This is a genomic window from Arthrobacter sp. MDT1-49-2, assembly GCF_059090185.1.
On record NZ_JBNHFK010000008.1, the window covers coordinates 26,177 to 38,233 of the forward strand.

Consider the following 12,057-nt stretch of genomic DNA (forward strand, 5'->3'; position numbering starts at 1 on the left):
ACTGGTAGATATTGAAACGGGTCCCGGCCAGCGGCCGGGACCCGTTTCGGTTTAGGCTACAGTCACGCCGAGGAGGGAACCATGGAACGGAATGCCCGTCAGCTCCAACCGAATACACGGCCGCTGGCCGCAGTCATCCTGGCAGCAGCAGTCCTTACCGCACTCAGCGGCTGTGGAGCAGATCCCGGAACCCGCCCCGAAAGTGCCTCCACAGCAGAGCCTTCCGTAGCTGCATCATCCGCTGCGGCGTCCCCGGGTACCGCGGCAACACCGGTAGGCCCTGCCACCGGATCGGAAGGAAACATGGCCACGGACGAATACACCACACAGCTGCTCCAGTTGCATGAACAGCTCAAAACCCAGCTGGGGCAGGCGTACTCGGATGCCTGGGTGGACGGCGGCGTTCTGCATGTCGCGGTCACGGATTCGTCGGCGGAAGCCGCCGTCCGAGACGCCGGTGCCGTTCCAGTGCAGGTTGCCTTCAACAGCACCGAGCTGCAGCAGGCGAAGGCCCTGGTCCGGACCTGGCTGGCACAACAGCCGGTACCAGCACTGGAAATCCACGCCATCGGGGCGAGCGGCCGTGACGGTGCCGTGATTGTCGAAGTACCGGCCGACCAGGTGGCTGCTCTTCAGTCAGCGGCTGCCGATCAGTCCCCTGCCGGAGAGATTCCGGTCATTGTGAAGGAATCCCCCGGGATGGCAACCCCCTACTCCACGAAGTAGGGACAAGGCCTGCAGAACCGCGGGCAGGGCCGGCGAATGGCCTAGGGTTGGTGCGTCGAGTAGACGGCACCCTCCTCCTTTCGCCCAGGGACGTTCACCATGGAGCAGAAGATCCTCTCCCTCGTCAGCCCCCGCATGGCCTGGATTATCCTTGCCGGCTGCGTTGCCTTTTGGCTGGCCTCCGCCGCCGACCTGCTGGAAGCTCCGCCCGGAACCCCGTCCGGCCTGACGTTCCTCTGGCTCTACGCCAACCTGATGCTCGCCTTGGCCAGCACCCTGATTGCCGTCGGTGCCGTGGCGGTTCTGGTGCTGCATCGGAGGGCAGGCGCCGGGAAACGGGCGGCGGCACCTACCCCGCGTGAAGAGGGACCGGACCGGGCAGACACGGGGGACGCAGCAGCATCCGACCTGCCGGTCAACCCGCCCGTCAAAGGCACCCGGTCAGCAGGGGCCTTTTCCTCCTTGTCCCGCAGAAGCAGGGCCCAACGGCGCTGAACAGGGTGCCTGCATCCGGACACCGGAGCAAGTGGGGAAGATGTAGGGCGTTACTGCAACATCCCGGACTCCGCTGCACCCGTGGGCGCGTCATGCCCTTGCCCCGGACCAGACCCGTCCGGATCCGGCTCCCAGCGCAGCAGGTCACCGGGCTGGCAGTCCAAGACCTCGCAGAGAGCGGCCAGAGTAGTGAAGCGCACCGCCTTCGCCCGGCCGTTTTTCAGCACCGCCAGGTTCGCCGGGGTAATGCCGATCCGTTCCGCGAGCACACCCACGGGCATCTTCCGCTTTGCCAGCATCACGTCGATGTCCACCACGATGGGCATCAGATGACCCCGCCCAGTTCGGTGCGCAGCCGGTGGGCCTCTGCTGCTGTGGTGGCGGCGGAGGCCAGCAGTGCCCGCATCACCAGCACCAGCAGGGCGCCCGCCTCAACCGTTACGCCCATGCCGCCGATCAGCAGGACGACGCCGGGCGCCACGGCCTCGCCCGGTGCCAGCACAACCCCCAGTGCAAACAGCAGCAGGGCGGCAGCCGACAGGGCGCCAATCACCACATCCACGTAGCGGAAAGCGCCGTTAGAGAAAACGGTCCCCCGCCGGACCATGGTCAGCAGGTGCCAGACGCACACCAGACAGACCTGAAAGGCAGCGATGCCCAGCACCACGATCACCAGGACCGGTATGCGCACGGCTTCGACTCCCGCCTCCGCGAGGTCCGCGTAGAACAGCGGCACCAGCACCGCCTGGACAAACACGGTGCCGAGGAACACCAGCGCCAGGACTATCCGTAGCACCAGGATGGTTGCTTTTCCCATCACGCTCTCCCTGCGGGACCGCCTCGGTTGAAAGACAGTCAATACTTATCGACATTCGAGACGTTCCGCAAGGGTTTCTGCAAAGCAGCAACAGGAGTTCCCACCCAGTGTGACGCCTGTGACGGATGGGACCACAGAGTTAACAGCAGCACCAAACAGTGGGAACTCCTGCGGGAGACCCGGCCGCGAAACACTCCCCCATCCTGCTGCGTTCGATCATCAGCCCGGGTGTGCCGAGCGATGATGGTCATTCCCCGGCAACCTTGCTCCGGTGACCCGATTTCAGCGGTATTCCTTAAACGACGACGGCGCCGCCCGGACTCGCAGGGAGTCCGGCGCGGCGCCGTCGGGCGGTGTCTCGAAGACTAGAGCTTGGAGGCAACCAGGCCGGTGAGGTCCACCAGGCGGTTGGAGTAGCCCCACTCGTTGTCGTACCAGGCGACAACCTTGACTTCATTGCCCATGACGCGGGTCAGGCCGGAGTCGAAGATGCTCGATGCCGGATCGCCCACGATGTCGGAGGAAACGATGGGATCCTCGGTGTAGGTGAGGATGCCTTCCCAGCGGGGATCCTGTGCAGCCTTGGCGTAGGCGGCGTTGATCTCCTCAACCGTGGCTTCCTTTTCCAGCGTGACCGTCAGGTCGGTGACGGAGCCGGTGGGGACGGGAACGCGGATGGCAAAGCCGTCCAGCTTGCCCTTCAGTTCCGGAAGCACCAGGCCGATGGCCTTGGCGGCACCGGTGGAGGTGGGCACCATGTTCAGGGCCGCGGCGCGGGCGCGGCGCAGGTCCTTGTGCGGGCCGTCCTGCAGGTTCTGGTCTGCGGTGTAGGCGTGCACCGTGGTCATCAGGCCCTTTTCGATGCCGAAGGCGTCGTTCAGGACCTTGGCCAACGGGCCCAGGCAGTTGGTGGTGCAGGAGGCGTTGGAGATGATGTCGTGCTTCTCGGCGTCGTAGTCGCCGTCATTCACGCCCATGACCACGGTGAACGCGTCACCCTTGGCCGGCGCGGAGACCAGGACCTTCTTGGCGCCGGCGGTGATGTGCTTGCGGGCGTCCTCGGCGTTGGTGAAGAAGCCGGTGGATTCAACAACAATGTCCACGTTCAGGTCAGCCCACGGCAGGTTGGCGGGATCCCGTTCGGCAAAGACCTTGACCGTGTGGTCGCCGATGATGAGGTTGCCGTCTTCCACGGTGACCTTCTCCGCCAGGCGTCCGGCAACGGAGTCGTACTTGAGCAGGTGGGCCAGCTGCGCGGGATCGGCGAGGTCGTTGATCGCAACGACCTCAAAGCCTTCACCGTGCTGCAGGGCCGCCCGCAGATAATTGCGGCCAATCCGACCAAAACCATTGATTCCGACGCGTACCGTCACTGCGGCCTCCTAGAAGCTAGAGTAAATTTAGAGACTAAATTTAATTTCTTCTACAATTATGCTGTTATTGCCGCCACACGTCAAAGGCCACTTCCATGGACGCCTCCGCAAACACCCCGCAGCTCCTGCGCCGGACCAATCTGCGCGCCGTGCTCGAGGTGCTGCGCGCCCACCCGTCGGTCACCGGAACCGACCTGATTAATGCCACCGGGCTAACCCGCGCCACCGTCATTGCTGTCTGCGATGACCTGATTGCCCGCGGCTGGGCCCGCGAAACCCAGTCCCCGCGCACCGACCGGCAAAAAGGGCGGCCCGCCCGGCGGTTCGAATTCAACGAAAGCGCCGGGTATGTCCTGGGGCTCGACGTCGGCATAGCTACGGTGCGCGTGTTGGCCGCCGATCTCTCCGGCGCCGTCGTCGGCGGATCCGAAGCGCGGTTTCCGCGCCACGGCGGGCAGCCGGAGGAACGCCGGGATGTGGTCACGGCCGCCGTCGACGCCGCCCTTGCCGACGCCGGGATTGAGGCGTCGGCAGTGCTGTGCGCCGGAATGGGAATTGCCGCCCAGGTGACGGGAACCGGAGCCGTTGCCCCCGGACAGGAGGTGGCACCCATGTTTGATCTGGGACTCAGCCGGGAATTCGGCGACACGAGGGGATGGCCCCTGCTGGTGGAAAACGATGCGAAGCTCGCAGCATTGGCCGAACGCTGGCGCGGCGTGGGCGCCGGTGAGGAGAACCTGGCCGTGATCCTGGCCGGCGAGCGCCTGGGCAGCGGCATCATCGAGTCCGGGCGGCTGCTCCACGGCGCATCGGGGGGCACCGGGGGCATGGGTGCCCTGCAGCTCGTTGAGGGTGTGGGCAATGAGGACGGCATAGCCAAGCTGGCCCGTTTGTGGGGCAGCGCCGCGCTGAAGGAAGGCCACAACGGGAAGATCCGCGAGCTGGTCGGACCGGACACCAACCGCGCTTCGGCCCGTCTGGTGTTTGAGGCAGCCGCTGCGGGAGATCCGGTGGCGGAGGAAATCCTGGCGCGGATCGCCCGGCGGATGGCCCGGGTTCTGGCCCTGGTGTCCTCCTTCTTCGACCCCCGCCTTATTGTGGTCGGCGGCGCCGTCGCGGCCTCAGCCACCGCGCTGCTGCCCGCCATGACGAGGGAACTTGGAAACTATGTGGCGGAGCCGCCGCGGCTGGCCGTCTCGGACCTGGGCAAGATGCTTGTCCCCACCGGCGCTGTGCGGCTGGCCCTGGATTACGTGGAGACGCACCTCCTGGACCTGGTGCCGGAACTGCGTCGGCAGGGGAACTAGACCGACGGCGGCGGACCAGGGGAACTAGTCCGGCAGCGGGCGGGACCAGGGACACGGAAGGACCGGGAACTGATGTGCCCGGTCCTTCCACTGCGGCCATGGGATCCGCGGCCTCGGGGCCGGTTTAGGCCTGATCGGAGCCGGCCCCGGTGTCGGTTTAGGCCTGGTCGGAGCCGGCCCCGGTGTCGGCATCGTTGCCATCCGGCGCTTCGCCCTCTTCAGGGCCGCCGTGGCGGTGACCGCCGTGCCCTCCGTCCCGATGCCCGCCGTGACCGCGATCATCCCGGTCTGGCGTGCCTTCCTGCGTTTCGCTGTCCTGGTCCTGACCGTCCCGACCCTCACCGTCCTGGTCCTGACCGTCCCGGCCCTCACCGTCCTGGTCCTGACCGTCCCGGTCCATGCCCCGGCCTTCGGGCCCGCGCCCCCGCGGTTCACGGTCATCGCTCTCTCGGCCTTCGGCATCCTGGTTTTCGGTGCCCTCATCCTGGACGTCTCCGTCCCGGCTGTCCCCGTCCTGGCTCTCCCGGTCCTCGGCGTTCCGGTCCCGGCTATGCTCCCGGGCATCTTCCTGCTGCGACGTGGAACCTGCCTGCTCCAACTCGGAGTTTTCGGCAACAGCGGCACCGGTGAAGAAGCTGCCGGCCAGCAGTCCGACGCCCGCAAGGGCACTTGCCGTCCAGATCAAGGCCCGCTTCGCCTTGCCCCCCAATGCCATGGGTATTCACCTCCATCGTGTGGGTTTATCGACAGTTCAATCCTGCCGCGGGATTCTTCGAGATTTCTTAGAAACCGTTTCTACGCGGCCCGCTCGGACAACGGCAGCCGGACCGTCAGGGACGTCCCGGAACCGGGGCTGGAATCGGCACGAATGGTGCCGCCGAACCGGGCCGCAATCTCCGCTGCCAACGCCAGGCCCAGGCCGTAGTGCCGCTGCAGACCCGTCCCCGCCCGTTCCACCGCAGTGCCCGCCCGCACGGATGAAAAACGCTCAAACAACCGCCCTTCCAGCTCCGGCGGAAGTCCCGGGCCGTCGTCGGCCACCGTGAGCACCGCTTCCCGTCCGTTCTGCTCCACAGTCACCCGCACCCCCGATTCGGCGTAATCCACCGCGTTGGCCAGCAGGGATGTCACCAGCCGCTGAAACGCTGCGCGCACCCCGCGGACCGTCACCGGAAGATGAGGTGCGCGCACCTCCAGCTGAAGACCGCGCTCCGCTGCCATTAATTCGAAACTGTCCACAACGTCGCGGACGACGGCGGTCAGATCAACGGGTTCGACAGTGTCACTCCGGCGCGGATCGGCAGAGACCAGCAGGTCCTCCAGAATGCCGGTCAGCACGCCCGCGTCGGAAACGATCTCCGTCAGGCCGTCCAGCAGCCACGGTTCCTGTGCCGGCCCTTTCCCTGTTTCGACGGGCTCTCCGCCGGCCCCGACCCCGCCTGCCCCGCCGGTGCCGCGGTCCAAACGCCGGCGCAGCAACTGCGCCCGGGTGCTGAGCAGGGTCAGCGGGGTGCGGAGTTCATGGCTGGCATCGGCGACGAACCGCCGCTGCAGCGCCAGGGCCCGGGCCAGGGGTTCCATGGCGGCCCGCGCAGCCAGCACCGAGAAGCCGGCAGCGATGACGGCGGCCCCCAGAATGCTTCCCGCCAACACCAGCACCAGCCGCTGCAGTTCCTCCATAGCCTCACGGGTATCCACCGCTGCCTGCACCACGTCATCACCCCGGCGGACAGTGAGCACCTGGTACGTTGCACCGCTCACCGTCACCGTCTCCTCCCGGCTCCCGCCCCGGGCGGCGACCTCCGCCAGGGCCTCCTCAACCGGCAGGCCGGCAGGCATATCGCGGGAAACCGCCACCCTGCCGCGGTCATAAACGGCCAGGAAAACGTTCAGCGGAGCGTCCCGGGCATTCGGGAGGTCGACGGCGTCGGCCAACGTTTCGCGTGCCGCGGCAGCGGATCCCGCGGCGGCGAGCGAATACACCAGCAGCCCGACGAGGGAGAGCAGAACCACGATGAAGGCGGTGAATTGTAAGGACAGCCGGATAGTGGCGCGCTGCAGCTCTGAGCGGTCCCGGCGCCTCATACGTCCCTGCCCAGCCGGTAGCCGACACCGCGCACCGTCCCCACCACGTGGCGGCCCAGTTTCCTGCGGAGGTAATGGACGTAGGTGTCCACTACGCCGCTGTCGTCGGCATCGGGGAAAACCAGGTCCAGAAGTTCGTCCCGGGGATAGATGCGGCCCGGATGCCGGGCCAGGACTTCCAGCAGGGCCGCCTCCCGGTCCGAAAGCTGTACCTGCCCGCCGGAACCGGTGGACACCGTCCGCCCGGCCGTGTCCAGGACGCCGCCGGGAATCCGAAGGGCGGGCACCCGTTCAATGCTGCGCCGCCGCAGCGCACGCAGTCGGGCCAGCAGTTCGTCCATGTCGAAGGGCTTGGCCAGATAGTCTTCGGCGCCGCGGTCCAGCCCCTCAACGCGGTCCGAGGGATTCCCCAGCGCAGAGAGCACCAGCACCGGAGTCAGCACACCGCGCCCGCGCAGCCGGGCCATCACGTCCAGGCCTTCAATGGCCGGCAGTCCGCGGTCAAGGAGGAGCACATCGAAGGCCCCGGTGAGCCCCTCATGGAGGGCACGCTGCCCGTCATGGGCCAGCGTCACCGCATACCCTTCCGCCTCAAGGATTTCAGCCAGCATCCCGGCCAGGCGCCGGTCATCCTCGACGACAAGGATGCGCGGCTGATCCTCCATGCCGTGAGTATAGGACCGCGGCCGCACTGATAGCCCGGGCGGCGGCCCAAACGGAAGCGCCGGCAGCGAATTGAGCGCCGGAGTTCTTAGCGCCAGTAGTTGTTGGCTGCCGCGATGGTGGCAAATTCGGTGGCCACCACCTGCGAGGCAGCAAGCAGGTCCTCCGGATTATTCGCGTAGGTAGTGCGGATGATTTCCTGGACGTGTTCGTCCGGCTGCATGGCAAAGGATGTCTGCAGCGCCAGACTGATCGCCAGCCGGCGCCCTTCCTCCGGGGTGGTGCACTGCAGGGAATTGTTCGGCACAAGTTCCATGGTGTCCCGTCCTTTGAACGCGACGGCACGCTGCCGCCGGTTTCATTGTGGGCAGGGCGTATTCCGCGGCACAAGGGCCCGCACCTTTCCCTGCGGAAGGGGAACCGGCTCAGTCCCGGCGTGTGTTCCGGTAACCGGCGGCCTGCACCGTCAGCAGGGCGAGGGTTCCGGCGAGACCGAACGGGAGCAGGTAGGGACCCATCATTTGGAAGTTGACCATCACCAAGCTCTCCCGGGTCATGGCCTGCGAATTGACACCGTACAGGGAGCCCATCTGGAGGCTGCCGAAAAGCCAGACCAGCCCGGCGCCAAGCATCACCGCCGCCACCACCCAGGCGGCACAGAAGTAGGGGTTGAAGCGTCGGCCGCCTGCCTCACGGGCACCGGCGTCACCGGCCGCATAGCCCGCATCTTCCCGTATGGCCGCGGCCGGTCCGTCAGCATCGGACTGCCCGCGGGCCGACGACGGCGGCCTCCCGCCGTCGTCGAGCACCTCCACCCAGTCGCTGCCGCCTGCGCCCGGCACGGGACGGGCGAAAAGCCGGTGGTCCGGATTAGTGTTCGGTTGGGTCCCCATGCCGGAAGCGTACTACGGGCCCGTCCCGCCGTCCTGCAGGCCGGCCCGCCGCTTCACCGCCGCCTCCGCGGCCGATACCAGGGCATAAAGCAGGATCGAAGCCAGGGTCACCACAACGACGCCGGCCCACACCTGGTCATACCGGGCACGGGACACTGCGGAGACAATGCCGTACCCGATGCCCTGACCCGTCGCCAGCCATTCGGCCAGCAGCGCGCCCGTCAGCGCCCCGGGAATGGAGACCCGCAGCGCGGTGAACAATGCCGGCGCTGCGGAAGGCATCGCCACCTTGCGGAAGGCATCCAGCCGGCTGCCTCCGTACACCTGCACCACCTCCAGCATGGCCGGCGAGGCCGAGCGCAGCCCGAACACGATGGTCACCAGGGCCGGGAAAAACACCACAATCCCGCCCATCGCCGCCACCGCTGCTCCCTCCCGGCCGAAGATCAGGATGATCATCGGAGCCAGGGCCACCAGCGGTACGGACCGCAGCAACATGGCCACCGGCATGAGGGCATGTTCCACCCCGCGAAAGAGGGTGAAGAGGCAGGCCGCGGCGAGCGCCGCCGCCATGCCGGCAGAGAACCCCATGCCGGCGTCGAGCAGGGTCTGCCCCAGCTGTCCCATCACCAGGCCGCGGTGCGCTGCCGCTTCCGGGTCCCCCACCAGATAGCGCCACACGTCCAGGGGGCCCTTGCCAATGTAGGAGGAGACGTCAAAGGCCTGGAGCAGGCCCACCCACAGCACCCCGACGACGGCCAGTGAGAGTGCCAGCCCGAGCAGCGTCCGAACGGCGGACTGCAGTGCCGCCCCCATCAGAGGTTCCCCGCCCGGACGCCGGATGCCCAGGGTGCGGCGATCCGGGACACCAGCCCCAGCACGGCGTAGGCCGCACCGGCCAGGAGGGCACAGGCAAACGCCACGCCCCACACCCGGGCCACTTCCAGCGTCTGCTGGGCGTTGACCATGGCCGGGCCGAGGCCGCGGTCCACGCCGCCTACGTATTCACCCAGGATTGCACCCAGCAGGGCGGCCGGGGCGGCGATTTTCAGCGCCGCCAGGACGGCCGGCAGCGCAGCGATCAGCCGCACCTTGACCAACTGGTGGATCCGCCGGCCCCCGAACACCGTCACCATGTCCAGGCAGGCGCGGTCGGCGGCCTTGAGGCCGGACAAGGCGCTGACCATGGTGGTAAAGAAAACGGACAGCGCGGCCAGGGCGACGGCGGTGCCGGAGGATTCCCCGGAACGCGGCGGGCCCAGCACAATAAAGATGACCGGGCCAACGGCCACTACCGGCAGGCAGTAACTGATCACCGCCAGCTGGGTGGCAAGGCGTTCCAGGCCGGGCAGCAGCAGCACCACAAACGCCAGCAGCAGGGCCAGGGCATTGCCCCAGGCATACCCGGCCCCCGCTTCCGCCAGCGTCACGGCGGCATTGCGCCAGTAGAAGCCCGCGCCGTCGGCTCCCATCTGGGTGAGCACCTGCCACGGTGTGGGGATGGCGCCGGGACCGCCGCCGGGCGGGGCGCCGATGCCGCGCAGGAACGTGGCGGCGCCAATCCACCACAGGGCCAGCACCGCCGCCGTGCCCGCTGCACCCACGGCCCAGGGCGGCAGCCTGCGCCCGCTCACTGCGCCACCAGCCGATCCGGCCCGGCAGGTGCAGCCGGCACGGCGGGTGCAGCCGGCACGGCGGGTGCCACGGGTGCCGCGGGCGGTGCCACGGGTGCCGCGGGCGGTGCCACGGCGGACTCCCGCGTGGCGGGCACCACGGGTGCCGCGGGCACCGCATTCCCCCGCGGGCTCTCCGCCCCCGCGAACAGCAGTTCGGACGCGTGGTCGTGCAGGGCATGGAACTCGGGGCTGCGCATCATGTCCGGGGTGCGCGGCCGGGGCAGGTCCACGGTGATCACTTCCTTGATCCGGCCCGGCCGCGGGCTCATGACCGCCACGGTGTCGGAGAGGAAGATCGCCTCGGAAATGCCGTGCGTGACCATCAGCGTGGTGGCCGGCTTCTGGGTCCAGATCCGCAGCAGCTCCAGGTTCAGCCGCTGGCGGGTCATGTCATCCAGTGCCCCGAACGGCTCATCCAGCAGCAGCACGGACGGCTTGAGGACCAGTGCCCGGGCTATGGACACCCGCTGGCGCATACCGCCGGAGAGCTGAGCCGGACGGGCCTTTTCGAACCCCTCCAGCCCCACTAGCGCAATGAGTTCCCGGATGTACGCATCATCGGCCGGCAGTCCGGACACTTCCAGCGGCAGCCGGATGTTCGCGTACACACTGCGCCAGGGCAGCAGCGCCGAGTCCTGGAAGGCAATGCCGAGTTCGTGTCCGCGGCGCAGGTCCTGCGGCGTTTTCCCGTCCACCAGCACCTCGCCGGTGGTGGGGTCCTCCAGCCCGGCCAGGATGCGCAGCACCGTGGACTTGCCGCAGCCCGAGGGCCCCAGCAGGGAAAGGAAGGAACCGCGGTCCGTGCTGAGGTTGGCCGCTTCCAGGGCCATGACCGGGTTGCGGCCGGCGGCGTAGGTTTTGCCGAGATTCCGCAGGCTGATCCCGGTTCCGGTGCGCGGCATTTATTTCAGCTCCGGGTTTTCCTCGTAGACCTCCGCCAGCAGGCTCATGTCGAAGACCTCTTCGGCAGCCAGGTCATATCCGGCCAGCTTCAGGATGGACAGGTTGTCCTGGATCAGCTCGTCGCTGACCGTAAAGAGCCCGTTGGCGTCCGTTTCGGCGGAGACCACGAGCTTGGTGTTCTGTTCCTCCGCCTGGCGGATTTCCTTGGCCATGTCCAGGTTCAGGTCCGAGCCGTAGACCTCCACGGCCAGCCGGGCGGACTCCTCGGGATCCTCCACCGCGTCCTGCCAGCCGCGCAGGGTGGCCAGCAGGAAAGCCTTGAGCTCTTCGCGGCGGGTCTCAATGGCTTCATCGGTGGTGACAAAGCTCTCGGCAATGAACGGCAGCCCGTTATCGGCAAACGGCAGCACCGCGGTGGCATGGCCGGCCTGCTCCAGGGTCAGCACCTCGTTGGTCAGGTAGCCGAAAAACCCGTCCACATCACCGTTGACCAGCGGCTGCGGATCATACTGGACCGGCACCTTCTCCACCGCGCCGGGGTCAATGCCGTTGACCTCCAGCAGTGCGTCAAAGAGGGTTTCATTCACGCCCGCCTGCACACCGACCCGCTGCCCGGCCAGCTCCGCGGGCGTGGTGATGGGATTGCCGTCCAGGGAAATGATGACGAACGGGTTCTTTTGGTAGGTGGTACCGATGATCTTCAGCGGCGCGTCTTCCTCGGCGATGACCGGTGCCACGCCCATGGGGCTGGAGGTGCCTACCAGCGCGCCTCCGGAGAGGACCATGGTCTCGGTGGACGTGCCGCCGGGGCCGCCGGCTATCAGGTTGACGTCGGAGAACCCGGCTTCCTTGTAGTAGCCGGAGGCGTCCGCAAAATACTCACCCGCAAACTCCGCATTTTTGATCCAGGAGAGGTTCAGGTCCAGGGTGCCGTAGTCTGCGGCGCCGTCGCCGGTGTCGGCCTGGGTGGATCCTCCGCACGCGGTGACCAGCAGTACTCCGGAAAGAGTCAGGGTTCCGGCGAGGATCCGTGCCGACGTCGAACGTGCCCTGAGGCGGGTGAGAAGGCTCATGGGGACCAGCGCTTTCAATAGAAACGGGTGAATACCCCAGAGCCTA

15 protein-coding genes are annotated in these 12,057 nt (G+C 67.4%); 3 read left to right on the forward strand and 12 right to left on the reverse strand.

From position 1 onward, the window contains the following. The first annotated feature begins 303 nt into the window (after window positions 1–303). A complete protein-coding gene (locus tag AC5RTS_RS11890; protein ID WP_493992233.1) occupies window positions 304–726 on the forward strand; it encodes a hypothetical protein in 423 nt (140 codons plus the stop codon). 99 nt (window positions 727–825) lie between these two features. Continuing rightward, window positions 826–1,221: a hypothetical protein gene (locus AC5RTS_RS11895; RefSeq protein ID WP_493992234.1), complete on the forward strand. Its 396-nt coding sequence runs from the start codon at window positions 826–828 to the stop codon at window positions 1,219–1,221. A gap of 50 nt (window positions 1,222–1,271) precedes the next feature. On the opposite strand, the gene AC5RTS_RS11900 is transcribed toward AC5RTS_RS11895, so the two are convergent. The 3 genes from AC5RTS_RS11900 to gap form a co-directional block, all read right to left on the reverse strand. Further along, window positions 1,272–1,547 carry a helix-turn-helix domain-containing protein gene (locus AC5RTS_RS11900; protein WP_493992235.1) on the reverse strand — a complete coding sequence of 92 codons (276 nt, stop codon included), beginning with the start codon at window positions 1,545–1,547 and terminating at the stop codon, window positions 1,272–1,274. Continuing rightward, entirely contained in the window at window positions 1,547–2,038 is a 492-nt protein-coding gene (locus AC5RTS_RS11905) for a DUF2975 domain-containing protein (RefSeq protein ID WP_493992236.1), read from the reverse strand. Before AC5RTS_RS11905 ends, AC5RTS_RS11900 begins: the two co-directional genes overlap by 1 nt. Window positions 2,039–2,403: 365 nt before the next feature. Beyond that, complete coding sequence (gene gap / locus AC5RTS_RS11910) at window positions 2,404–3,411, reverse strand: type I glyceraldehyde-3-phosphate dehydrogenase (RefSeq protein WP_493992237.1); 1,008 nt, start codon at window positions 3,409–3,411, stop codon at window positions 2,404–2,406. A gap of 95 nt (window positions 3,412–3,506) precedes the next feature. On the opposite strand from gap, the gene AC5RTS_RS11915 reads away from it, so the two are divergent. Further along, window positions 3,507–4,718, forward strand: coding sequence for an ROK family protein (locus AC5RTS_RS11915; RefSeq protein WP_493992238.1), 1,212 nt, complete (start codon window positions 3,507–3,509; stop codon window positions 4,716–4,718). A 157-nt stretch (window positions 4,719–4,875) separates the two neighbouring features. Here AC5RTS_RS11915 and AC5RTS_RS11920 read toward each other — a convergent pair whose 3' ends face one another. The 9 genes from AC5RTS_RS11920 to AC5RTS_RS11960 form a co-directional block, all read right to left on the reverse strand. After that, window positions 4,876–5,433 (reverse strand): hypothetical protein, encoded by a 558-nt coding sequence (locus AC5RTS_RS11920; protein ID WP_493992239.1) that lies wholly within the window; start codon window positions 5,431–5,433, stop codon window positions 4,876–4,878. An 80-nt stretch (window positions 5,434–5,513) separates the two neighbouring features. Further along, window positions 5,514–6,803, reverse strand: coding sequence for a sensor histidine kinase (locus AC5RTS_RS11925; protein ID WP_493992240.1), 1,290 nt, complete (start codon window positions 6,801–6,803; stop codon window positions 5,514–5,516). Next, on the reverse strand, window positions 6,800–7,468 hold the full coding sequence (locus AC5RTS_RS11930; RefSeq protein ID WP_493992241.1) for a response regulator transcription factor: 669 nt from the start codon (window positions 7,466–7,468) through the stop codon (window positions 6,800–6,802). The genes AC5RTS_RS11925 and AC5RTS_RS11930 overlap by 4 nt, the downstream gene beginning before the upstream one ends. Window positions 7,469–7,554: 86 nt before the next feature. Further along, complete coding sequence (locus tag AC5RTS_RS11935; protein ID WP_493992242.1) at window positions 7,555–7,782, reverse strand: hexameric tyrosine-coordinated heme protein; 228 nt, start codon at window positions 7,780–7,782, stop codon at window positions 7,555–7,557. Between the two features lie 109 nt (window positions 7,783–7,891). Further along, complete coding sequence (locus AC5RTS_RS11940) at window positions 7,892–8,359, reverse strand: hypothetical protein (RefSeq protein ID WP_493992243.1); 468 nt, start codon at window positions 8,357–8,359, stop codon at window positions 7,892–7,894. Window positions 8,360–8,371: 12 nt separating this feature from the next. After that, window positions 8,372–9,175 (reverse strand): ABC transporter permease, encoded by an 804-nt coding sequence (locus AC5RTS_RS11945; protein WP_493992244.1) that lies wholly within the window; start codon window positions 9,173–9,175, stop codon window positions 8,372–8,374. Continuing rightward, the gene (locus AC5RTS_RS11950) at window positions 9,175–9,993 is read right to left on the reverse strand and encodes an ABC transporter permease (protein WP_493992245.1); all 819 of its coding nucleotides are present in this window, start codon (window positions 9,991–9,993) and stop codon (window positions 9,175–9,177) included. The genes AC5RTS_RS11945 and AC5RTS_RS11950 overlap by 1 nt, the downstream gene beginning before the upstream one ends. After that, window positions 9,990–10,937, reverse strand: coding sequence for an ABC transporter ATP-binding protein (locus AC5RTS_RS11955; protein ID WP_493992246.1), 948 nt, complete (start codon window positions 10,935–10,937; stop codon window positions 9,990–9,992). The genes AC5RTS_RS11950 and AC5RTS_RS11955 overlap by 4 nt, the downstream gene beginning before the upstream one ends. Further along, window positions 10,938–12,011, reverse strand: a complete 1,074-nt coding sequence (locus AC5RTS_RS11960) for an ABC transporter substrate-binding protein (RefSeq protein WP_493992247.1) — start codon at window positions 12,009–12,011, stop codon at window positions 10,938–10,940. It abuts the gene before it with no gap. Between the last annotated feature and the right edge of the window lie 46 nt (window positions 12,012–12,057).